The sequence below is a fragment of the Pseudomonas sp. Os17 genome (assembly GCF_001547895.1).
Taxonomy (GTDB): domain Bacteria; phylum Pseudomonadota; class Gammaproteobacteria; order Pseudomonadales; family Pseudomonadaceae; genus Aquipseudomonas.
On the sequence record NZ_AP014627.1, the window covers coordinates 6,576,047 to 6,596,625 of the forward strand.

21 protein-coding genes and 1 other RNA gene are annotated in these 20,579 nt (G+C 64.4%); 10 read left to right on the forward strand and 12 right to left on the reverse strand.

Going from position 1 to position 20,579, the window contains the following annotated elements; all coding sequences use genetic code 11:
• Positions 1-102 precede the first annotated feature (102 nt).
• Entirely contained in the window at positions 103-1,242 is a 1,140-nt protein-coding gene (locus POS17_RS29190; protein ID WP_060841633.1) for a DegT/DnrJ/EryC1/StrS family aminotransferase, read from the forward strand.
• Positions 1,243-1,303: 61 nt separating this feature from the next.
• On the opposite strand, the gene gcvH is transcribed toward POS17_RS29190, so the two are convergent.
• The 9 genes from gcvH to POS17_RS29235 form a co-directional block, all read right to left on the reverse strand.
• Complete coding sequence (gene gcvH, locus POS17_RS29195; RefSeq protein WP_060841634.1) at positions 1,304-1,687, reverse strand: glycine cleavage system protein GcvH; 384 nt, start codon at positions 1,685-1,687, stop codon at positions 1,304-1,306.
• A gap of 52 nt (positions 1,688-1,739) precedes the next feature.
• Entirely contained in the window at positions 1,740-2,822 is a 1,083-nt protein-coding gene (gcvT, locus tag POS17_RS29200; RefSeq protein WP_060841635.1) for a glycine cleavage system aminomethyltransferase GcvT, read from the reverse strand.
• Positions 2,823-2,976: 154 nt separating this feature from the next.
• Entirely contained in the window at positions 2,977-4,593 is a 1,617-nt protein-coding gene (locus tag POS17_RS29205) for an ABC transporter permease (RefSeq protein WP_060841636.1), read from the reverse strand.
• 241 nt (positions 4,594-4,834) lie between these two features.
• Complete coding sequence (locus tag POS17_RS29210; protein ID WP_016962908.1) at positions 4,835-5,836, reverse strand: extracellular solute-binding protein; 1,002 nt, start codon at positions 5,834-5,836, stop codon at positions 4,835-4,837.
• 137 nt (positions 5,837-5,973) lie between these two features.
• Positions 5,974-7,191, reverse strand: a complete 1,218-nt coding sequence (locus tag POS17_RS29215) for a 2-octaprenyl-3-methyl-6-methoxy-1,4-benzoquinol hydroxylase (protein WP_164990729.1) — start codon at positions 7,189-7,191, stop codon at positions 5,974-5,976.
• A gap of 9 nt (positions 7,192-7,200) precedes the next feature.
• Positions 7,201-7,686, reverse strand: coding sequence for a DUF4442 domain-containing protein (locus POS17_RS29220; RefSeq protein ID WP_060841638.1), 486 nt, complete (start codon positions 7,684-7,686; stop codon positions 7,201-7,203).
• Entirely contained in the window at positions 7,679-8,866 is a 1,188-nt protein-coding gene (gene ubiH / locus POS17_RS29225) for a 2-octaprenyl-6-methoxyphenyl hydroxylase (RefSeq protein WP_060841639.1), read from the reverse strand. The genes POS17_RS29220 and ubiH overlap by 8 nt, the downstream gene beginning before the upstream one ends.
• Entirely contained in the window at positions 8,863-10,197 is a 1,335-nt protein-coding gene (gene pepP, locus POS17_RS29230) for a Xaa-Pro aminopeptidase (protein ID WP_060841640.1), read from the reverse strand. The genes ubiH and pepP overlap by 4 nt, the downstream gene beginning before the upstream one ends.
• 23 nt (positions 10,198-10,220) lie before the next feature.
• Positions 10,221-10,778, reverse strand: coding sequence for a YecA/YgfB family protein (locus tag POS17_RS29235; RefSeq protein WP_016962903.1), 558 nt, complete (start codon positions 10,776-10,778; stop codon positions 10,221-10,223).
• A 235-nt stretch (positions 10,779-11,013) separates the two neighbouring features.
• Between POS17_RS29235 and POS17_RS29240 the strand changes: the two genes are divergently transcribed.
• The 4 genes from POS17_RS29240 (at position 11,014) to POS17_RS29255 (ending at position 12,440) form a co-directional block, all read left to right on the forward strand.
• Positions 11,014-11,223, forward strand: coding sequence for a TIGR02449 family protein (locus POS17_RS29240; protein WP_011064144.1), 210 nt, complete (start codon positions 11,014-11,016; stop codon positions 11,221-11,223).
• Positions 11,220-11,543: a cell division protein ZapA gene (locus tag POS17_RS29245; RefSeq protein ID WP_016962902.1), complete on the forward strand. Its 324-nt coding sequence runs from the start codon at positions 11,220-11,222 to the stop codon at positions 11,541-11,543. Before POS17_RS29240 ends, POS17_RS29245 begins: the two co-directional genes overlap by 4 nt.
• 23 nt (positions 11,544-11,566) lie before the next feature.
• Positions 11,567-11,745, forward strand: a non-coding RNA gene (gene ssrS, locus POS17_RS29250) — 6S RNA.
• An 89-nt stretch (positions 11,746-11,834) separates the two neighbouring features.
• Positions 11,835-12,440 carry a 5-formyltetrahydrofolate cyclo-ligase gene (locus POS17_RS29255; protein WP_060841641.1) on the forward strand — a complete coding sequence of 202 codons (606 nt, stop codon included), beginning with the start codon at positions 11,835-11,837 and terminating at the stop codon, positions 12,438-12,440.
• 33 nt (positions 12,441-12,473) lie between these two features.
• Here POS17_RS29255 and POS17_RS32225 read toward each other — a convergent pair whose 3' ends face one another.
• Positions 12,474-12,620: a hypothetical protein gene (locus POS17_RS32225; RefSeq protein ID WP_085984450.1), complete on the reverse strand. Its 147-nt coding sequence runs from the start codon at positions 12,618-12,620 to the stop codon at positions 12,474-12,476.
• A 197-nt stretch (positions 12,621-12,817) separates the two neighbouring features.
• On the opposite strand from POS17_RS32225, the gene POS17_RS29265 reads away from it, so the two are divergent.
• From POS17_RS29265 to POS17_RS29280, 4 genes are all read left to right on the forward strand, one after another.
• Complete coding sequence (locus POS17_RS29265) at positions 12,818-13,267, forward strand: EVE domain-containing protein (protein ID WP_060841642.1); 450 nt, start codon at positions 12,818-12,820, stop codon at positions 13,265-13,267.
• A gap of 181 nt (positions 13,268-13,448) precedes the next feature.
• Complete coding sequence (locus tag POS17_RS29270; protein ID WP_060841643.1) at positions 13,449-14,414, forward strand: HlyD family secretion protein; 966 nt, start codon at positions 13,449-13,451, stop codon at positions 14,412-14,414.
• Positions 14,411-17,131, forward strand: a complete 2,721-nt coding sequence (gene rbbA, locus POS17_RS29275; protein ID WP_060841644.1) for a ribosome-associated ATPase/putative transporter RbbA — start codon at positions 14,411-14,413, stop codon at positions 17,129-17,131. The genes POS17_RS29270 and rbbA overlap by 4 nt, the downstream gene beginning before the upstream one ends.
• Positions 17,131-18,249, forward strand: coding sequence for an ABC transporter permease (locus tag POS17_RS29280; RefSeq protein ID WP_060841645.1), 1,119 nt, complete (start codon positions 17,131-17,133; stop codon positions 18,247-18,249). Before rbbA ends, POS17_RS29280 begins: the two co-directional genes overlap by 1 nt.
• A gap of 101 nt (positions 18,250-18,350) precedes the next feature.
• Here POS17_RS29280 and POS17_RS29285 read toward each other — a convergent pair whose 3' ends face one another.
• The gene (locus tag POS17_RS29285) at positions 18,351-18,758 is read right to left on the reverse strand and encodes a flagellar basal body-associated protein FliL (RefSeq protein WP_060841646.1); all 408 of its coding nucleotides are present in this window, start codon (positions 18,756-18,758) and stop codon (positions 18,351-18,353) included.
• A 158-nt stretch (positions 18,759-18,916) separates the two neighbouring features.
• Here POS17_RS29285 and POS17_RS29290 point away from each other — a divergent pair, with 158 nt between their 5' ends.
• A complete protein-coding gene (locus POS17_RS29290) occupies positions 18,917-19,894 on the forward strand; it encodes an NADPH:quinone oxidoreductase family protein (RefSeq protein WP_060841647.1) in 978 nt (325 codons plus the stop codon).
• A 12-nt stretch (positions 19,895-19,906) separates the two neighbouring features.
• Here POS17_RS29290 and POS17_RS29295 read toward each other — a convergent pair whose 3' ends face one another.
• Complete coding sequence (locus POS17_RS29295; protein ID WP_060841648.1) at positions 19,907-20,557, reverse strand: gamma-glutamylcyclotransferase; 651 nt, start codon at positions 20,555-20,557, stop codon at positions 19,907-19,909.
• Positions 20,558-20,579: the final 22 nt, after the last annotated feature.

The window sequence follows — 20,579 nt, forward strand, 5'->3', positions numbered from 1 at the left end:
GCGTCCCGAGGCAATCGGTACCATCATGCAGGGCGTTCGCGCGCCAGCCCCGGCGCGCCTCAACCCTGCTTCCATCGTCCGCTTATCGGGTGTCCCACTGTCATGAGCCAACTGCCATTCCTGCCGTTCTCCAAACCCACCATCGATGAATCCACCATCGCCGCCGTCGGCGAAGTGCTGCGTTCGGGCTGGATCACCAGCGGTCCCAAGGTCCAGGCTTTCGAAGCCCAGCTTTCGGAGTTCTTCGGCGGACGCGCGGTACGCACCTTCAACTCCGGCACCTGCACCATGGAGATCGCCCTGCGCATCGCCGGCATAGGCCCCGGGGATGAAGTCATCACCACGCCGATTTCCTGGGTTGCCACCGCCAACGTGATTCTCGAAGTGGGCGCCACGCCGGTGTTCGCCGACATCGATCCGGTCACCCGCAACATCGACCTGGCCCAGGTCGAAGCGGCGATCACCCCGCGCACCAAGGCCATCATCCCGGTGTTCCTGGCCGGCTTGCCGGTGGACATGACTCGCCTGTACGCCCTGGCACAGAAACACGGCCTGCGGGTGGTGGAAGACGCGGCCCAGGCCCTGGGCTCCAGCTGGAATGGCCAGCGCATCGGCGCCGCTGGCGACTTCGTGTCCTTCAGCTTCCAGGCCAACAAGAACGTCACTTCGTCCGAGGGCGGCTGTCTGGTACTCAATACCCCGGAGGAAGTGCGCCTGGCGGAGAAGTACCGCCTGCAAGGCGTGACCCGCAGCGGCTTCGACGGCCTGGACGTGGACGTGCTCGGCGGCAAGTTCAACATGACCGACGTGGCCGCGGCCATCGGCCTCGGGCAGTTTGCCCATATCGAGGCGATCACCGCCCATCGCCGTGAGCTGGCCCGGCACTACTTCGAATGCTTCGGCAGCGACTTCGAGGCCCGCTATGGCGCCCAGCTACCGCCGGCGGATTTCAGCAACAGCAACTGGCACCTGTTCCAGCTGGTGCTGCCGGAGCGCAAAGACGGCAAGCCGGCCCGCGCCACCTTCATGGAGCAGATGCAGGAACGGGGGATCGGCATCGGCTATCACTACCCGCCGATTCATTTGCTGAGCCTGTACCGCGAGCGCGGTTTCAAGGAAGGGATGTTCCCGGTGGCGGAACGGGTCGGTCGACTGATCGTCTCGTTGCCGATGTTCACGGCCATGAACAAGGCCGACGTGGAACGTGCGGTGGCGGCCGTAAAAGAGGTGTTGCAGGCTTAAGCACCTGCGCGGGCCAGCCCGCTCCTGCAAAAACGGGAGCGGGCCTGCCTGCAGGAATGCCTTACTCGCCGATGGCGGCCTTGTAGCCGGCGGCGTCCAGCAGTTTCTCCAGATCGGCCGGGTTGCTTGGCTTGAGCTTGAAGATCCAGGCGTCGTAAGGCTCGCTGTTGAGCAGCTCGGGGCTGGTGCTCAGCTCTTCGTTGACCGCGATCACCTCGCCGGCAACCGGCGCATAGATGTCGGAAGCGGCTTTCACCGACTCCACCACACCGGCCTGGTCCCCTGCGCCAAACACGTTGCCGACTTCGGTCAGCTCGACGAACACCACGTCGCCCAGGGCTTCCTGAGCGTGGTCGCTAATACCCACGGTCACGCTGCCGTCGGCTTCCAGACGGGCCCATTCGTGACTATCGGCAAAACGCAGGTGGGCAGGGATATCGCTCATGTTCTGTGTCCTCAAGAAGAAGTGTCAGCGGCGCAATGCCGGCTGGAAATAGTTAGATCAAGGTCTTGCCGTGGCGCACGAAGGTCGGTTTGACCACCCGGACCGGGTACCACTTGCCGCGGATTTCCACTTCGGCACGGTCGGCGGTGGCCATCGGCACCCGCGCCAGTGCGATCGATTTACTCAGCGTAGGGGAGAAACTACCACTGGTGATCTCACCTTCGCCAACATCCGCGATGCGAACCACCTGATGCGCGCGCAAAACCCCACGCTCCTCCAGCACCAGGCCCACCAGTTTCTGCTTCACCCCGGATGCTCGCTCGGCCTCCAGGGCCGTGCGCCCGATGAATTTGCGCGAGGAAGGCTCCCAGGCAATGCTCCAGGCCATGTTTGCCGCCAGGGGCGAGACATCCTGGTGAATATCCTGACCGTAGAGGTTCATGCCGGCTTCCAGGCGCAGGGTATCCCGAGCGCCCAGGCCGATGGGCGAGATCCCCGCGCCCACCAGGTCGTTGAAGAAGCCCGGCGCCTGGTCGGCGGGCAGGACAATCTCCAGACCGTCCTCGCCGGTATAGCCGGTGCGGGCAATGAACCAGTCGCCGTCGCTGCCGGCTTCGAATGGCTTGAGCTGCTGGATCAGGGTGCCGCGGGACTGGGTCACCAGCTCGGCAATCTTGTGCCGCGCCTGGGGCCCCTGGATGGCCAGCATCGCCAGTTCCGGGCGCTCGCGCAGTTGCACCTGGAACTCGCCCAGTTGCGCCTGCATCCAGGCCAGGTCCTGATCACGCGTGGCGGCGTTGACCACCAGACGGTAAGCGTCTTCGAGGCGATAGACGATCATGTCGTCAACGATGCCGCCGCGCTCATTGAGCATGGTGCTGTACAAGGCCTGGCCAGGGTGCTGCAAACGTTCGACATCATTGGCCAGCAAGTGCTGGAGCCAGACCTTGGCCTGAGAGCCGCTGACATCGATCACGGTCATGTGGGATACATCGAACACACCGCAATCACGTCGCACCTGATGGTGCTCCTCGACCTGCGAACCGTAATGCAAAGGCATATCCCAACCGCCAAAATCGACCATTTTCGCGCCGAGGGCGAGATGCAGGTCATACAGAGGCGTACGCTGTCCCATGGGTTTCTCCTTCCGGGCGTGGCGAGGGTGCGGACTGGCGCTGCTAGGGTGAAAGCCTTGAAATAGATGGCTTGCAGCCGACTTCAGCGTCCCGGCCAAACAACAGGCCGCACCGAATGCCGCGCATTGTAGCTGCAAGGTGCAAGGCTGGCACCTAACCGATTCGATGGGCCGAGCGGCGGATCAGGCCAATCACCGGCAGCAGGCCAACCAGCACCAGGGTCAGCGCCGGCAACGACGCCCGGGCCCACTCCCCTTCGCTGGTCATCTCGAAGATCCGCACCGCCAGCGTGTCCCAGCCGAACGGGCGCATCAGCAGGGTGGCGGGCATTTCCTTGAGCACATCGACGAACACCAGCAGGGCGGCGCTCAAGGTCCCGGGCAGCAACAGCGGCAGATACACTTTGAAAAACAGTCGCGGCCCACCCACCCCCAGACTGCGCGCGGCTTCGGGCAGCGACGGGCGAATCCGCTCCAGGCTGTTTTCCAGCGGTCCGTAGGCCACAGCGATGAAGCGCACCAGGTAGGCCAGCAGCAGGGCCGAGAGACTGCCCAGCAACAGCGGCATGCCGGCCCCGCCCAACCAGCCGGACAACGGGATCACCAGTTCGCGATCCAGGTAACTGAAGGCCAGCATGATCGACACCGCCAGCACCGAACCGGGCAAGGCGTAGCCCAGGTTGGCCAGGCTGACCCCGGCGCGAATTCCCCGGGTCGGTGCCTGGCGACGGGCGAAGGCCAGCAGCAGGGCCACGCTGACAGTGATCAACGCCGCCATGCCCCCCAGGTACAGGGTATGCACGATCAATCCGGCGTAGCGCTCGTCCAGATCGAAGCGCCCGCGCTGCCAGAACCACGCCAGCAGCTGCAGCAGCGGAATCACGAAGGCGCAAGCAAAGACCAGAAGGCACCAGCCCGTGGCCGCCACGGCCTTGATCCCCCGCAGGTGATACAGGGCCTTGCCCCGGGGCCGCTCGTTGCCGGTGCGGCTGGCGCCCCGCGCGCGACGCTCGCCGTACAGCACCAGCATCACCGCCAGCAGCAACAGGCTGGCCAGCTGCGCTGCGCTGGAAAGGCTGAAGAAGCCATACCAGGTCTTGTAGATGGCGGTGGTGAAGGTGTCGAAGTTGAACACCGCCACCGCGCCGAAATCCGCCAGGGTCTCCATCAGCGCCAGGGCCACGCCGGCACCGATGGCCGGCCGCGCCATGGGCAGCGCCACGCGCCAGAACGCCTGCCAGGGCGATTGGCCGAGCACCCGCGCGGCCTCCATCAACCCCTTGCCCTGGGCCAGGAAGGCGTTGCGCGCCAGCAGGTAGACATAGGGATAGAACACCAGCACCAGCACCAGGATCACCCCGCCGGTGGAACGTACCCGCGGCAGTCGCAGGCCGCTGCCGAACCATTCCCGCAGCAGGCTTTGCACCGGCCCGGAAAAGTCCAGCAGGCCGACGAAGACGAACGCCAGGACATAGGCCGGGATCGCGAAGGGCAGCATCAGCGCCCAGTCCAGCCAGCGCCGCCCGGGAAACTCGCAGAGGCTGGTGAGCCAGGCCAGGCTCACCCCCAGCAGGGTCACGCCAACGCCCACCCCGAGCACCAGGGTCAGCGTGTTATTCAGCAACCGTGTCATCTGCGTGTCCCACAGGTGGGACCAGATCTGCGCATCGACCGCCTGCCAGGACAGCAGCAGCACACTCAGCGGCAGCAGGACCAGGGCCGCTACGGCAAAGACCAGGGGATACCAGCGACGTTGGGCGGGATGGGCCACAAAGAACTCTCGGGCAGGTGGAACAGACAAAAATACTTGCGCAAAACGCGTGGGGTGATGGAGCTTGCTCCCGCTGGGTGCCATGGCCGCCCCAACGGCTGCAACCACGTTACGCCAGTTGAATCACGTATTCAGGGCTTGCCACCGCTACGCGGTGGAACGGGAGCAAGCTCCCTCGCCACAAAAGCCCAACCGTTAAACAAAACGCCCCGCAAAAGCGGGGCGCAGTATAACGGCAGGCTCAGTTCCAGCCAGCGCGGTCCATCAAGCGAATGGCTTCGGCCTGGCGCTTGCCGGCGATTTCAACCGGCAGGGTGTCGGCCACGAACTTGCCCCAGCTGGCCACTTCTTCCGAAGGTGCCACCGCCGGGTTGGCCGGGAACTCCTGGTTGACGTCGGCGAAGATCTTCTGCGCCTCGGGCGTGGTCATCCACTCCACCAGGGCCTTGGCCGCTTCCGGGTGCGGCGCGTGCTTGGTCAGGCCGATGCCCGACAGATTGACGTGCACCCCGCGGTCGCCCTGGTTCGGCCAGAACAGCTTCACCGCCAGGTTCGGCTTCTGCTTGTGCAGGCGACCGTAGTAGTAGGTGTTGACGATGCCGACGTCGCATTGCCCGGCGTTGATCGCATCCAGTACGGCGATGTCATCGGAGAACACATCGGTGGACAGGTTGTTGACCCAGCCCTTGACGATCTCTTCGGTCTTCGCCGCGCCGTGGGTTTCGATCAGGGTGGCGGTCAAGGACTGGTTGTAGACCTTCTTCGCGGTGCGCAGGCACAGGCGACCTTCCCACTGCTTGTCGGCCAGGGCTTCGTAGGTGGTCAACTCGGAAGGCTTGACCCGCTCGGTGGAGTAGGCCAGGGTCCGCGCCCGCAGGCTCAGACCGGTCCAGGCGTGGTTGGAAGAGCGATATTGCAGGGGAATGTTGCTGTCGATGACCTTGGAAGTGAACGGCTGGAGGATGCCCATTTGCTCGGCCTGCCACAGGTTGCCGGCATCCACGGTGAGCAGCAGGTCGGCGGTGGCGTTCTCGCCTTCGGCCTTGATCCGCTGCATCAGCGGCGCTTCCTTGTCGGTGATGAACTTGATCTTCACCCCGGTCTTCTGGGTGTAGGCATCGAACACCGGCTTGATCAGCTCATCGATACGCGAGGAGTAGACCACGACTTCATCGGCGGCCTGGGCGGCGCTGCCGATGAGGGTGAGGGCCAGGGCGGTCAGTAGACGCTTCGGTGCCAACATGGGAGCAGTCTCTCGATTTCAAAATGAGGCGAAATGATAAGGACTCCCATTTGCCATCTCAACCGAACCCGGCGCCGAGGCGTTACCAGATGTTGCGTGGAACCCTCCTCCGGAACGCTTCGCCGGCGAACCGGCTCCTAGGCTCTGGCCAGCTCAGGGAGATCGCCGCTCAGGCCCAGGGCCTGGCGCACAAAGACCGCCTTGGCCTCGGGCATTTGCTCGATCACCTTGAGGCCGGTGTTGCGCAGCCAGCGCAGTGGCAGCGGATCGGCCTGGAACAGCCGTTCGAAGCCTTCCATGGCCGCCATCAGCGCCAGGTTGTGAGGCATGCGCCGGCGCTCGAAACGGCTGAGGACCTTGACCTCGGCCAGGCGCTCGCCACGATCGGCCGCTTGCAGCAGCACTTCGGCCAGTACCGCGGCATCGAGGAAGCCCAGGTTGACCCCCTGCCCCGCCAGCGGATGGATGGTGTGGGCAGCGTCGCCGATCAGCGCCAGGCCTTCGGCCACATAGCGCTTGGCATGCCGCTGGCGCAGCGGTACGCAGAGCCGCGGGTCGGCACCGAGCACCTTGCCTAAACGGCCTTCGAAGGCGCGCTCCAGTTCTGCGCAGAAGCTCTCGTCGTCCAGGGCCATCAGGCGCTCGGCTTCAGTGGGCGTGGTGGACCAGACAATCGAGCACCAATCCTGCTGCCCATCCCGCACCAGGGGCAGGAAGGCCAGCGGGCCGGTATCGGTGAAGCGCTGCCAGGCGGTCATTTGGTGAGGCCGGCTGCTGCGCACGCTGGTGACAATGGCGTGGTGCAGGTAGTCCCACTCGCGGGTGGCACAACCGGTGAGGCGGCGTACCGCCGAGTTGGCGCCGTCGGCGGCGATCACCAGCGGTGCCCGCAACACCCGGCCATCGGCCAGGGTCAGTAGCCAGTCATCGCCGGAGCGGCGCATCTGCTCCAGGCGGGCATTGGCCAGCAGGCCGATATCGCATTCGTGCAGACGTTCGAGCAGGGCGTCCTGCACCACCCGGTTCTCGACGATATGCCCCAGCACCTCGGCATGCACGCTGGACGCCGAGAAGTGGATCTGCCCGGTGCCGCTGCCATCCCAGACCTGCATCTCGCAGTAGGGGCTGCTGCGACGCCGGACGATGCCGTCCCAGGCGCCAAGGCGTTCGAGGATACGCTGGCTGGCCGCCGACAAGGCGCTGACCCGGGGTTCGAACGCCGACTCGGCGGCGAAGGGTTTGACACTCAAGGAGCCGCCATCGAGCAGCAGCACTTCCAGGCCGCTGCCCTGCAACGCCAGCGCCAAGGCACTGCCGACCATTCCGGCTCCGACAATCAGCACATCTGCGCGCATTTCCATGCTTTAGGCCTGTCTCGCTTGCGGCTTGCGCCGCACATAAAGGGTTTTATCGACCCGCGCCACCAGGGTGCCGGAGCCGTCATGAATCTCGACCTGCAACTGCGGCAGGTACTTCTCGCCACTGGCGGTCTGCCGGCGGATCTCGTCAAGCAGCGCCGGGTCGAGACTGAACCGGGCAAATACCGGTCCCCTGCCCGGGGCGATGAAATCGATGGCTGCCGCCTTGTCCCAGACGATGTAGTCGCGCCCCAGGTTCTCCATCAGCATCAGCATGAAAAACGGGTCCACCATCGAATACAGGCTGCCGCCGAACTGGGTGCCGACATAGTTGCGGTTGTACCAGCCCAGGCCCATGTGAACCTCGACCTCGCGAAAATCCGCGCTGATCCGGCGGCCCCGCACTCCGGCCCCCAGGTAGGGTGGATACAGGCTCATCAAGCAGCGCAACAGGCGGGCCTTGCCGAACCGTCGGGTCAGCCACTCACGCATCCGGGCGAGTACCCAGGCCCATGGCCTGGCGCGCAAACCAGCGCTTGGCCGGGGGCAGCAGGTCCAGTCCGAGCAAGCCGAGGTTGCGCCCCACCGACAGCAGCGGCAGCTTGCTGCCGAACAGCCGGGTGACCTGGTCGGAGAAGCCCACGGTCAGGCTCTGGTCCAGGCGCTGGCGCTCGCGATAGGCCTGCAGCACGGCAAAATCCCCCGGCAAGCGCTCGCTGGCCAGCAAGGCATCCGCCAGGGCCTGAGCGTCACGCAGCGACAGGTTGAAGCCCTGGCCGGCAATCGGATGCAGGCTGTGGGCGGCGTTGCCCAGCACCACCAGATGGGGGCGCACCTGCTCTTCGGCCTCCACCAGGGACAGCGGATACAGATGCCGTGCCCCCACTTGTTTCAGGGTGCCCAGGCGGTAACCGAACATGCCCTGCAGTTCGCTGAGGAAACTGCGCTCATCCAGATCGGCCAGACGCTGGGCGTCCATGCCCTGGCGGGTCCAGATCAGCGCGCAACGGTTGTCCGGCAAGGGCAGCAGCGCCATCGGGCCATCATCGGTGAAGCGCTCGAAGGCCATACCGTTGTGGGCTTCACTGGGGGTGATGTTGGCAATCAGCGCGCTCTGGTTGTAAGGGCGATTCCTGACCCCGATCCCCAACTGTTCGCGCAAGCCGGAGCGCCCGCCATCGGCGAGCACCGCCAGGTCGCATTCCAGGGTGGTTTCGTCATTCAGGGTCAGGCGATAGCCGCCCTCCAGGGGCTCAAGGCGGGTGACTTCCGCCGGGCAGCGCCAACTGATCACGTCCTTGTCCAGGCCCTGCCACAGGCATTGGCCGAGCCAGGCGTTTTCCACCACATAGCCCAGGGCCGGAACGCCTTCTTCCATGGCCGACAAGCGCGCCGTGGAGAAGCGCCCGCGGTCGGACACGTGAATCTGCTTGATCGGCTCGGCACGCCGGGAAATCGCCTGCCACAGGCCCAGGCGCTGGTAGATCTGCCGGGCGCCAAAGGACAGCGCCGAAGAGCGTGCATCGTAGCTGGGCTGGAAGCTGTCGCCGGGGGCGAACGGCTCGATCAGCACGATCTTCCAGCCCCGGGCCTTGGCTCCGGCCTGCAGGGCCAGGGCCAGGCTGGCTCCGACCAGGCCGCCACCGATGATGGCCAGATTGACCCGGCTCATGACGCCTGGACCCGGGCAGCGGCCATCAACGCCTCGATCTCGGCGACGCTTTTCGGCACGCCGCCCGTCAGAATTTCACAGCCCTGCTTGGTCACTACCACGTCGTCCTCGATGCGCACGCCAATGCCGCGCCACTTCTTAGCCACCTGCTGGTTGTCCGGGGAGATATAGATGCCCGGCTCCACGGTCAGCGCCATGCCGACCTCCAACACCCGCCACTCGCCGCCGACCTTGTACTCGCCGACATCGTGTACATCCATGCCCAGCCAGTGTCCGGCACGGTGCATGTAGAACGCTTTGTAGGCCTCGCTGGCTATCAGCTCATCCACCGCGCCTTCCAGCAGGCCCAACTTCACCAGACCGGCGGTGATGACCCGAACCGTCGCCTCGTGCGCCTGGTTCCAGTGCTTGTTCGGGGCGATCTCGGCAAACGCCGCTTCCTGGGCCGCCAGCACCAGTTCATAGATCGCCTTCTGCTCGGGCGAGAACTTGCCGTTGACCGGCCAGGTCCGGGTGATATCGCTGGCGTAGCAGTCGATTTCACAACCGGCGTCGATCAGCACCAGATCGCCATCCTTGAGCAGGGCGTCATTCTGTTGGTAGTGCAGGATGCAACTGTTGCGCCCCGCCGCGACGATGGAACCATAAGCTGGCATCTTCGCCCCGCCCTTGCGGAACTCGTAATCCAGCTCGGCCTCCAGACTGAACTCGTGCAATCCGGGGCGACTGGCCTGCATGGCGCGGATATGGGCCTGGGCGGATATCCGTGCGGCTTCGCGCATCACCTTCACTTCCGCCGCCGATTTATACAGGCGCATGTCGTGCAGCAGATGATCCAGGGCAACGAATTCGTTCGGCGGCTGGGCGCCAAGGTGCGCTTTAGAGCGGATCACGTTGATCCACTCCATCAAATGACGATCGAATTCAGGGTTGCTGCCCATGGCCGAATAGACCCGGTCGCGACCTTCGATCAGGCCCGGGAGAATGTCGTCGATGTCGGTGATGGGGAACGCATCGTCCGCGCCATAGTCGCGAATCGCGCCTTCCTGGCCTGCCCGCAGGCCATCCCAGAGCTCGCGCTCGGCATTGCGCTCGCGGCAGAACAGCACGTACTCGCCATGCTCGCGACCGGGCATGAGCACAATCACGGCCTGGGGCTCGGGGAAGCCGCTGAGGTACTGAAAATCGCTGTCCTGGCGGTAGACATGCTCCACATCGCGGTTGCGAATGGCCACGGCTGCCGCCGGCAGGATCGCAATGCTGTTGGGCTCCATCTGCGCCATGAGCGCCTTGCGGCGACGACTGTATTCCGTTTTAGGGATATGAATCATGGGCAGATGCAGTTCCCTGTCGATCAGTGCAGAGAAGGCTTGGCAGCCGGTGCAACGGTCTTGTTGGTTTCGGTGAACAGCAGCAACGGCGCGACCCGCAGGTACTCCATCACTTCCATGTAGTCGCTTTCACCGTCGTCGGACTCTTCCAGCGCATCCTGGACCTGAGCGATGGCGGCAAGGTCCTGCAACACTTCAGTGGCCTCGGCGCTCAGGGCGCTGCTGTCACGGGAGTTGAGGCCGAAGCCGGCGAGGAAGCCCTGGCACCACTGGCCCAGGGCCGCGGCACGCTCGGTCAGGGGAGCGTCGTCGCTGGGCAGCAGCAGGACCACGGTCATGTCGTCGCTGGTGAGTTCGCCCTTGACCATTTCCTGCAGGCCGATCAAGGCGTTGCGCACGTTGTCCTGCGGCTCGCCTTCGAGCAGCTCGGCGGCGTCAACCAGCCAGCCGTCGACCTCGAACCCGGCGCCGGCGCAGCTGCGACCCAGCAACAGGCCGTGCAATTCGGCAGGAGAAACAGGATGGCCACTGCTGCTGAGCAGGGTGGCGAAGGCGTTGTACGGGGAATTCTGAATGGGCATGGGCAGCTAGGCGCCAAGCGGCGCAATGTCTAGAATGAAGGCCTTGTATCGTAGGGCGTGTCATCATTCATTGCCAGCGCCGCGTTGCGCCTAGCGCCCCGTTACAGCGGTCCGCCGGGCCTTGGGCGACGGACAGATTGCCGACCGGACAGCACCGAATGCGCAAGGACCGTTCAGGCCACCCAGGCGCTGTCCAGCCAGTTGCCACTCATCAGACCAACTTCAGTGGGACACAATGGAAGACACCGACCTGCACGCACTGATGGCCAGACTCGAACTGCTTATTACCCGGGTCGAGCAACTAAAGAGTCAAAACGCACTCTTATTAGCTCAGGAAAAGACCTGGCGCGAGGAACGCGCGCACCTCATTGAAAAAAACGAAATCGCCCGGCGTAAGGTCGAATCGATGATTTCGCGCCTCAAGGCCCTGGAGCAAGACTCATGAGTTCAAGCAATAGCGTTACCGTGCAGATCCTCGACAAAGAATATTCGATCATCTGCCCCCAGGAAGAACGCAGCAATCTGGTGAGCGCCGCCCGTTACCTGGACGGCAAGATGCGCGAGATCCGCAGCAGCGGCAAAGTCATCGGCGCCGATCGCATTGCGGTCATGGCCGCGCTGAACATCACCCACGATCTGCTGCACCGCCAGGAGCGTCCGGATGTGCAGGCCAGCGCCACCACCCGCGAACAGGTACGGGATCTGCTGGAACGTGTTGACCTGGTCCTGGCCACCGATTCGGACGCAAGCAAAGCTGATTCCTGACAGCGGTTGCGGTATACTCGCGCCACTCCCTGGGGTGCTTGCCAGTTGGCGATGTCCCTGAGCCGATTCGCACTACCCTGGAAGTTGCACGTTGGGCTGGTGTGCATGTCCGCTAGACGGAAAGCCTTAAAGCCTGCTGCATCTTCCGCCTTGAACTTTCGGGTTCAAGGGCTAAGTCGACAGCGGTTCGCCTGGGGAGCCTGAATTGTCAGCCAATGCCAGTTATCCATGCTGGCATTGGTTTTTCCGGGTAGGCTGTTCTGCCATGTCCGACTCTCCATAGCCTCCTCCATGACCGAACCTGCGCCGCTTTCCCGCCCGCAACTTCGACGCATGCTGCGTAAAGCCCGTCGTGCCCTCACACCAGCCCAGCAACGCCAGGCCGCCCGTGACCTGTACCGCCAACTGGCGCAGAACCCGGTGTTTCGTCGGGCCCGACACCTGTCCCTGTATTTGCCCACCGATGGCGAAATCGATCCGCGCCTGCTGCTGCGTGCCGCCCAACGCCGGGGCAAGGCCACCTACTTGCCTGTGCTCAGTGCCTGGCCACGAACCAAGATGGTGTTCCAGCGCATCCGCCCCGGAGAAAAACTGCGCCCCAACCGCTTTCGCATTCTCGAACCGCGGATCAACGCCGCACGCCAGCGCAAGGTCTGGGCACTGGATCTGGTGCTGCTGCCCCTGGTGGGATTCGATGAAGAGGGAGGTCGCCTGGGAATGGGCGGTGGCTTCTACGACCGCAGCCTGGCGTACCTGGCGCGCCGCCAGAACTGGCGCAAGCCGACACTGCTGGGCCTGGCTCATGAGTGCCAGAAAGTCGCGAGACTCGATCAGGCCAGCTGGGATGTGCCGCTGCAAGGCACCGTGACGGATCAGGGATGGTACTGCGCCCGATAGACGTCGCGTTCGCTCAGCGACACCCGGGCAGGTTCAGCGCTTGAAGGGTTGCGGCTGTTGGGCGATCTCGATCGGAGCATCGGTCTTGTTGGCCCACAAGCTTTGCGCATAACCGGTGGTTACAACGCCCAAACCGAACAAAATAACCAAAATCCATAGTAAATCCGGTTGGCGTTTCATCGATTGCCCCCCCTCGGGCAAGTCACACACGATGACAGCAACGGTTTCCATAACAGGCCGTGCAGCAGCGTCAAGCTTAAAATCCCGGCATTTTGCGATAACGTGAACCGACACGCAAACGCTGGCGTCAACCGACCGTCGGTTTGTCATAAAATCCTCCGGCAACCTGCCCAATCACCCTTTGGAGGGTAAGAAACATGGCCTATTGGCTGATGAAATCCGAGCCGGACGAACTCTCGATCCTCGGCCTGCAGCAGCTAGGCCAAGCCCGTTGGGATGGCGTACGCAACTATCAGGCGCGCAATTTTCTGCGCACCATGACCGTCGGTGATGAGTTCTTTTTCTATCACTCCAGTTGCCCGGAACCCGGCATCGCCGGCATCGGCCGGATCATCAAGACGGCCTACCCGGACCCGACCGCCCTGGAACCGGACAGCCACTACTTCGACCCCAAGGCCAGCGCCGAAAAAAATGCCTGGAGCGCAATCGACGTGGCCCACGTGCAGACCTTCGACAAGGTCCTGCGCCTGGACTACCTTAAGCAGCAGGCCGCCCTCGCCGAGATGCCCCTGGTGCAAAAGGGCAGCCGCCTGTCGGTGATGCCGGTCACCGCCGAGCAATGGGCTGCCGTCCTCGCCTTGCTCTGAGCCTTCCCCGAGTCGCCGGGCCTGATCCGGGCCACGGCGGCAGTGGCGGTTATTTTGCCGCGATCGCCATGCAGCCTGCGGACAATAGGTTTAGTCTTGCCCCTTTCATTTGACGAGCATCAAGCGGGCGAGAGCCTGGCTCTGTCAGACTTGGACGCTATAGCCGCAGGACGCAGAATACATGTCGACGAACCACCGTTCTTCCCGCATTTTCGCTGTTTCCCTCTTGATTCTGTTGCTCGCCGCCGGTGGCTTCGGCTACTGGAAGTCCCTCCAGGATCGCCTGCCGGAAGGCCTGAGCATGGGCAATGGCCGCCTTGAGGCCACCGAGGTGCAGATCGCCAGCAAGATCCCCGGACGCCTGGCGGAAGTGCGTGTCAACGAAGGCGACAAAGTGCTCCAGGGGCAACTGCTGGCCCGCATGGATACCCGCACCCTGGAGGCACAGCGCAACCAGGCCGAGGCCGAGGTGCTGCGGGCGCGGGAAAACCTGTCGGCCGCCGAAGCCAACGTCCAGTTGCGCCAGAGCGAACAACTGCTGGCCAACCAGGAGCTCAAGCGTTCCCAGGAACTGTTCCGCCGCGGCTTCGCCAGCCAGCAACTCATCGACCAGCAGCAAGCCCGCCTGACCACCGGCAACGCAGCGGTGCTAGCCGCCCAGGCCCAGGTCGCGGCGGTCAAGGCCGCCATTGGCGCCGCTCAGGCCCAGGTGGCCCAGCTCACCAGCGAGATTGACGACAGCAGCCTGCGGGCGCCCATCGACGGCATCATTCAGTTGCGCCTGGCCGAGCCCGGCGAAGTCCTGGGTGCGGGTGGCCGGGTGCTGCTGCTGATCGACCCCAACGATCAATACATGAACCTCTATCTGCCGGCCTCGGTGACCGGTCGCCTGACCGTTGGCGATGAGTCGCGAATCCTCCTCGACGCCCTGCCCAACCAGCCACTGCCGGCGAAGATCAGCTTCGTCGCCGCCAAGTCCCAGTTCACCCCCAAAGAAGTGGAAACCCGGGACGAGCGCCAGAAGCTGGTGTTTCGGGTCAAGGTGCGCCTGACTCAACCTGCCGCCGTGCCCCAGGCCAAACCGGGAATGCCCGGTGCCGGCTATGTGCGCACGGCTCCCGTGGACTGGCCGGCCAACCTGAAATGAGCGGCCTGGCGCTGCAGGCAAGCGGCATTGGCCATCGCTACGGCTCACAGCAGGCCCTGATCGATATCAGCTTCAACCTGCCGGCGGGCACCCGCTGCGGCTTGATCGGGCCGGACGGCGCCGGCAAGTCAAGCCTTCTGGGCTTGATCGCCGGGGTCAAGAAGCTCCAGCAGGGCGAGCTTGAAGTGCTCGGCGGGGCCATTTCCCAGCGCCGCCACCGCCGCAGCCTTTATCCGCGCATCGCCTTCATGCCCCAGGGCCTGGGGGGCAACCTGTACCCCGACCTGTCCATCAGCGAAAACATCCGTTTCTTCGCCACCCTGTTCGGCCTGCCCCGTGACGAATGCGAACAGCGCATGCACAGCCTGCTGCTGGCCACCGACCTGCTGCGCTTTGCCGAGCGCCCGGCGGGCAAGCTGTCCGGCGGGATGAAACAGAAACTCGGCCTGTGCTGCGCGTTGATCCACGAACCGGACCTGCTGATTCTCGACGAGCCCACCACCGGGGTTGACCCGTTGTCCCGGCGGCGCTTCTGGGAACTGGTGGAAGATGTGCGCCAGCAGCGTCCGCAACTGACCCTGCTGGTGGCCACCGCCTACATGGAGGAAGCCGAGCAGTTCGAACACTGCCTGATGCTCGACAAGGGCCGGATGATTGCCCAGGGCCTGAGCCAGGAACTGGCGAAAGTGACGGCCAGCGGCAAGCTGGATGACGCCTTCACCCACTTCCAGGGCGACACGGGCCACGACAATCAGCCGCTGGTCATTCCGCTCCGCTCCGGCGACAACCACGACATCGCCATCGAGGCCCACGAACTGACCCTGCGCTTTGGCGACTTCACCGCGGTCAACAAAGTCAGCTTCGCCATCGGGCGCGGGGAGATATTCGGCTTCCTCGGCTCCAACGGCTGCGGCAAGACCACCACCATGAAGGTCCTCACCGGACTGATGCCCGCCACCGAAGGCAGCGCCAAACTGCTGGGCAACCCGGTGGACGCCAAGGACCTGGCCACCCGCAAACGGGTCGGCTTCATGTCCCAGAGCTTTTCCCTGTACGGCGAGCTCAGCGTGCGCCAGAACCTGGACCTGCACGCCCGCCTGTTCGACTTGCCACCGGCGGAAAGCGGCCCGCGCATCGAGGAACTGATCCAGCGCTTCGATCTCGGGGCGATTGCCGAGCAACAGTCCGGCGCCCTTCCCCTGGGCCTGCGCCAGCGCCTGTCCCTGGCAGTGGCGGTGCTGCACCGGCCGGAAGTGCTGATCCTCGACGAGCCCACTTCCGGGGTCGACCCGGCCGCCCGTGATGACTTCTGGCGCCTGCTGATCGAGCTGTCCCGGGAACAGGGCGTGACCATCTTCCTCTCCACTCACTTCATGAACGAAGCCCAGCGCTGCGACCGCATTTCGTTGATGCACGCCGGCAAGGTACTGGCCTGCGACACGCCCGCGACGCTGCAACAGCAGTTTGCCGGCGACACCCTGGAAGCCGCCTTCGTCCGCTGCCTGGAAGACGCCCAAGGAGCCGCGGATGCAGCGCCAGCGCCGCCTCCGGCGGTTGCCTCGAGCCACGCCATCGCCCCTCCGCGCTCGGGCCTGAGCCTGGCCCGGCTGCTGGCGGTGGCCACCCGCGAAGGCAAGGAACTGCTGCGGGACAAAGTACGCCTGGGCTTCGCCCTGCTGGGGGCGATCTTCATGATGGTGATCTTCGGCTACGGCATTTCCCTGGACGTGGAGAAGCTGGCCTTCGCCGTCTACGACCAGGACCAGACACCGCAAAGCCGCGCCTATCTGGAGGCTTTTCGCAGCTCACGCTACTTCGAGGAAAAACCGAGCATCCGCAGCGCCCCTGAACTGCACCGGCGCCTGCAGCGTTCGGAGATCAAGCTGGCCCTGGAAATCCCTCCCGGCTTTGGCCGCGATCTGTATGCCGGGCGCCAACCGACAGTGGCCGCCTGGCTGGACGGCGGCATGCCGTTTCGCGCGGAAACCAGCCGCAACTATGTCGAGGCGGTCCACCAGGCCAACCTCGAACTGCTGGCTGAACACAGCAGCCCGGCACTGAACTCAAGACCTGCCGCCAAGCTGGAAACGCGCTTTCGCTACAACCAGGACGTGGTCAGCGTGAACGCCATCGGGCCCGGGGTCATGGCGCTGATCCTGGCGTTCATTCCGGCCATGCTCACCGCCCTGGGCATCGTGCGCGAGAAGGAACTGGGCTCGATCACCAACTTCTATGCCACGCCCCTGACCCGCCTGGAATTTCTCCTGGGCAAGCAGGCGCCCTACCTGGTGGTGAGCCTGATCAACCTGGGCTTGCTGGTGGCCATGAACCGCTGGCTGTTCGGCGTACCCTTCAAGGGCAGCGGCCTGACCCTGGCCCTGGGCGGGGTGCTCTACGTGCTGGCCACCACCAGCATGGGCCTGCTGATCTCGGCCTTCACCCGCACCCAGATCGCGGCAATCCTCGGCACCATGATCATCACCAGCCTGCCGACCATCCAGTTCTCCGGCTTGATCGTGCCGCGCTCGTCCCTGGAAGGAGCGGCGGCGATCATGGGCCAGCTGTTCCCCGCCGGGCACTTCCTCGACATTGCCGTCGGCACCTTCACCAAGGCCCTGGACCTGCGTGAGCTCTGGCCTCAATGCCTGGCCCTGATCGGGTTCTTCCTTGGCTTCACCGGGCTCAGCCTGGTCATGTTGAAAAAGCAGGAGGTCTGATGAACCGGCTCGCCCATATCCTGCGCCTGGGTCTCAAGGAGCTCACCAGCCTGCGCCACGACAGCGTCCTGCTGCTGTTCTTGATGTATGCCTTCACCGTGGCCATCTACATGCCCGCCGCCGGCTCGGTGATCGGGGTGCACAATGCCAGCGTGGCGCTGGTGGACGAGGACCACAGCGCACTGTCGCGACAGCTGGCCGAAGCCCTGCAGCCACCGGAGTTCCAGGCCCCGGTGTCGCTGCCCTACAACCGACTGGACGAAGTGATGGACAGCGGCCAGTACACCTTCGTGATCAACATTCCCGCCAACTTCCAGAGTGACCTGCTGGCCGGCCGCCAGCCGGCGGTGCAGGTCAACGTCGACGCCACCGCCATGAGCCAGGCGTTCATGGGCGCCGGCTACATCGGTCGGATCTTCCAGCGCGAGCTGCTCAGCTATGCCAATCAGGCGGATGCCGCAAGCAAGGCCCCGGCCCTGCTGACCACCCGCGCCCTGTTCAACACCAATCTGGAAGGCGGCTGGTTCCTGGCGGTGATCCAGATCGTCAACAACATCACCATCCTGGCCATCGTGCTCACCGGCACCGCGCTGCTGCGCGAACGCGAGCACGGCACCCTCGATCATCTGCTGGTGCTGCCGCTGACGGCGCTGGAAATCATGCTGGCGAAGGTCTGGAGCAACATGCTGGTGGTGGTGCTGTGCACCTGGATATCGCTGGAGGTGATCGTCAAGGGCGTGCTGGGGGTGCCTCTGGCGGGCTCGATGGCGCTGTTCCTGATGGTCACGGCGCTGTATCTGTTCGCCAGCACCGCTTTGGGCATCTTCCTCGCCACCCTGGCCCGTTCGACCCCGCAATTCGGCCTGCTGGCGATCCCGGTGATCATCCCGATGCTGCTGCTGTCCGGCGGCAGCACACCGCTGGACAGCATGCCGCAGTGGCTGCAGTGGGTGATGCAGGGCTCGCCATCCACGCACTTCGTCAGCCTCAGCGCGGCGATCCTGTTTCGTGATGCGGGCGTCAGTGTGGTCTGGCCCGACCTGCTGGCCCTGGCGACAATCGGGCTGGTGTTCTTCGCCATCGCCCTGGCGCGCTTTCGCAAGAGCCTGGCCTCGTGAGCCACGCCTTGTAGGAGCCGGCTGGCCGGCGAAGGGACCTCAGCCCTGCATCGCCCTCTCGGGCGTCTTCGCTGGCCAGCCAGCTCCTACGGCGGGCAGGGTTACTGGATGATCAGGTTGTTGAACAACAGGTCTTCCACTACCGGTTTGCCGGTTTCGTCGCTCATCACTTGCTGCACCTGCTTGAGGGCTTCCTGGCGCAGCTTTTCCTTGGCCTCGACGTTGTTCATGGTCTCGGTGGTCTGCTGGGCAAACAGCGCCACCAGCTGATTGCGAATCAGCGGCTCATTGGCCTTGACCGCCTGGGCCGAGGCATCGCCGGTCACTCGCAGGGCCACGTCAGCCTTGTAGACCTTGAGCTTCGGGCCGCCATCCAGGCCGTAGTTGCCGACAAAGGGCGGGCTCAGGCTGATGTAGCTGACTTTCGGTGCTTCACCTTCTTTGGCCTCTTCGGCCATCGCTGCCATCGGCAGAGAGAGGGCCAGCAGCAACATGATCCACGCTTTCACAATTCGCTCCTTAATCCGGTTTGCGGCCTAGCATAAAGGCCCGCCCGCCTGAGCCCAAGCACAAGCTTATGGCTGCCCATCAGGGCCGGGCATGCTCGTTGACCGCCTGATTCACGCTCCTACACTTATCGGCCACCAACCCCAAAGGAATAGCCCTGATGAAAGCCGTGCTGTGCAAAGCCTTCGGCCCCGCCGAAACGCTGGTGCTGGAAGAGGTCGCAAGTCCCGTGCCGAAGAAGAACGAGATCCTCCTGGACGTGCATGCCGCTGGGGTGAATTTTCCGGACACCCTGATCATCGAGGGCAAATACCAGTTCAAGCCCCCCTTCCCCTTCTCCCCGGGTGGCGAGGCGGCCGGGGTCGTCAGCGCGGTGGGCGAGAAGATCAGCCATCTCAAGGTCGGTGACCGGGTCATGGCCCTGACCGGCTGGGGCAGCTTTGCCGAACAGGTGGCGGTGCCGGGCTACAACGTGCTGCCGATTCCCGCCGCCATGGACTTCAACACCGCCGCCGCGTTCAGCATGACCTACGGCACCTCGATGCATGCCCTCAAGCAGCGCGGCAACCTGCAGCCCGGTGAAACCCTGCTGGTGCTCGGCGCCTCGGGCGGAGTCGGACTGGCGGCGGTGGAAATCGGCAAGGCCATGGGCGCCCGGGTGATCGCTGCCGCCAGCAGCGCGCAAAAGCTCGCCGTGGCCAAGGCCGCCGGTGCCGATGAGCTGATCAACTACAGCGAAAGCAGCCTGAAGGACGAGATCAAGCGCCTGACCGATGGCAACGGCGCCGACGTGATCTACGACCCGGTGGGCGGCGACCTGTTCGATCAGGCCGTTCGTTCCATCGCCTGGAACGGTCGCCTGCTGGTGGTGGGCTTTGCCAGCGGACGCATTCCCGAATTGCCGGTGAACCTGGCGCTGCTCAAGGGCGCGGCGGTGGTGGGCGTGTTCTGGGGCTCCTTCGCTCAGCGCCAGCCTCAGGACAACGCGGCGAACTTCCAGCAGTTGTTCGGCTGGTTCGCCGAAGGCAAGCTCAAGCCGCTGGTGTCCCAGGTCTATCCTCTGACGGCAGCCGCCCGGGCCATCGATGATCTGGGGCAGCGCAAGGCAGTGGGCAAAGTGGTGGTGCAGGTCCGCTGAGGCCGGCTTTCGTCAATGGGCCGCAACGCTCTTGCAGCGCTTGAGCCGTGCCTCCAGATTGCGATCCGGCATGGCGTGGCTGCGCAGGGCCTGGACCGTTTGCTCGACATAATCGCGGGTGGTGCCATAACGCCCGCAAGCGCTCTCGAACACCTGGCTCAGCACATGATCCGGCAGGTTGCCGGCATAGCTGGGCAGGTGCCGCTCCAGCACGAATCCCAGGGCCTGGACCTGGCTGCCATCCTCAAGACGGCAGTTGAGCCAGTGCGGACGGTAAGAGGGATAAGGCATTTCACGTTGCCACAGGGCATACAGCGAGGCGTCCAGATGCTCCTCCGGCAGGCGGTAGGCGAAGCCGCTGCAGGAGCCGCCACGATCCAGGCCGAACACCAAGCCCGGCATTTCCGGCGTGCCGCGATGCTCGTGTGACCATAGATACAGACCGCGATGATAGCCGTGCACCCGTCCGCGCATGCGCTCGACCGCCGAACACTCCGGGCGCCAGATCAATGAACCGTAGGCGAACAGCCAGACCGGACCACCCTTGTGCCGGGCCATGGTGGATTGCATGGAGCTGCGAAGTTGTTCGTGGGTCAGCTGCGGCCCCAGATCGAGCCGCGGAGGGTAAGCCAGATTCAGATAACTGGATTCAAGGGCTGTCATGGCGAATAGCGTTCGGCTCCCC

Bases quoted from the DNA above. Each gene is read 5' to 3' on its own strand.
- POS17_RS29190 (WP_060841633.1), top strand. From the start codon at position 103: ATGAGCCAACTGCCATTCCTGCCGTTCTCCAAACCCACCATCGATGAA.
- gcvH (WP_060841634.1), bottom strand. From the start codon at position 1,687: ATGAGCGATATCCCTGCCCACCTGCGTTTTGCCGATAGTCACGAATGG.
- gcvT (WP_060841635.1), bottom strand. From the start codon at position 2,822: ATGGGACAGCGTACGCCTCTGTATGACCTGCATCTCGCCCTCGGCGCG.
- POS17_RS29210 (WP_016962908.1), bottom strand. From the start codon at position 5,836: ATGTTGGCACCGAAGCGTCTACTGACCGCCCTGGCCCTCACCCTCATC.
- POS17_RS29215 (WP_164990729.1), bottom strand. From the start codon at position 7,191: ATGCGCGCAGATGTGCTGATTGTCGGAGCCGGAATGGTCGGCAGTGCC.
- POS17_RS29220 (WP_060841638.1), bottom strand. From the start codon at position 7,686: ATGCGTGAGTGGCTGACCCGACGGTTCGGCAAGGCCCGCCTGTTGCGC.
- ubiH (WP_060841639.1), bottom strand. From the start codon at position 8,866: ATGAGCCGGGTCAATCTGGCCATCATCGGTGGCGGCCTGGTCGGAGCC.
- pepP (WP_060841640.1), bottom strand. From the start codon at position 10,197: ATGATTCATATCCCTAAAACGGAATACAGTCGTCGCCGCAAGGCGCTC.
- POS17_RS29235 (WP_016962903.1), bottom strand. From the start codon at position 10,778: ATGCCCATTCAGAATTCCCCGTACAACGCCTTCGCCACCCTGCTCAGC.
- POS17_RS29240 (WP_011064144.1), top strand. From the start codon at position 11,014: ATGGAAGACACCGACCTGCACGCACTGATGGCCAGACTCGAACTGCTT.
- POS17_RS29245 (WP_016962902.1), top strand. From the start codon at position 11,220: ATGAGTTCAAGCAATAGCGTTACCGTGCAGATCCTCGACAAAGAATAT.
- POS17_RS29255 (WP_060841641.1), top strand. From the start codon at position 11,835: ATGACCGAACCTGCGCCGCTTTCCCGCCCGCAACTTCGACGCATGCTG.
- POS17_RS32225 (WP_085984450.1), bottom strand. From the start codon at position 12,620: ATGAAACGCCAACCGGATTTACTATGGATTTTGGTTATTTTGTTCGGT.
- POS17_RS29265 (WP_060841642.1), top strand. From the start codon at position 12,818: ATGGCCTATTGGCTGATGAAATCCGAGCCGGACGAACTCTCGATCCTC.
- POS17_RS29270 (WP_060841643.1), top strand. From the start codon at position 13,449: ATGTCGACGAACCACCGTTCTTCCCGCATTTTCGCTGTTTCCCTCTTG.
- rbbA (WP_060841644.1), top strand. From the start codon at position 14,411: ATGAGCGGCCTGGCGCTGCAGGCAAGCGGCATTGGCCATCGCTACGGC.
- POS17_RS29280 (WP_060841645.1), top strand. From the start codon at position 17,131: ATGAACCGGCTCGCCCATATCCTGCGCCTGGGTCTCAAGGAGCTCACC.
- POS17_RS29290 (WP_060841647.1), top strand. From the start codon at position 18,917: ATGAAAGCCGTGCTGTGCAAAGCCTTCGGCCCCGCCGAAACGCTGGTG.
- POS17_RS29295 (WP_060841648.1), bottom strand. From the start codon at position 20,557: ATGACAGCCCTTGAATCCAGTTATCTGAATCTGGCTTACCCTCCGCGG.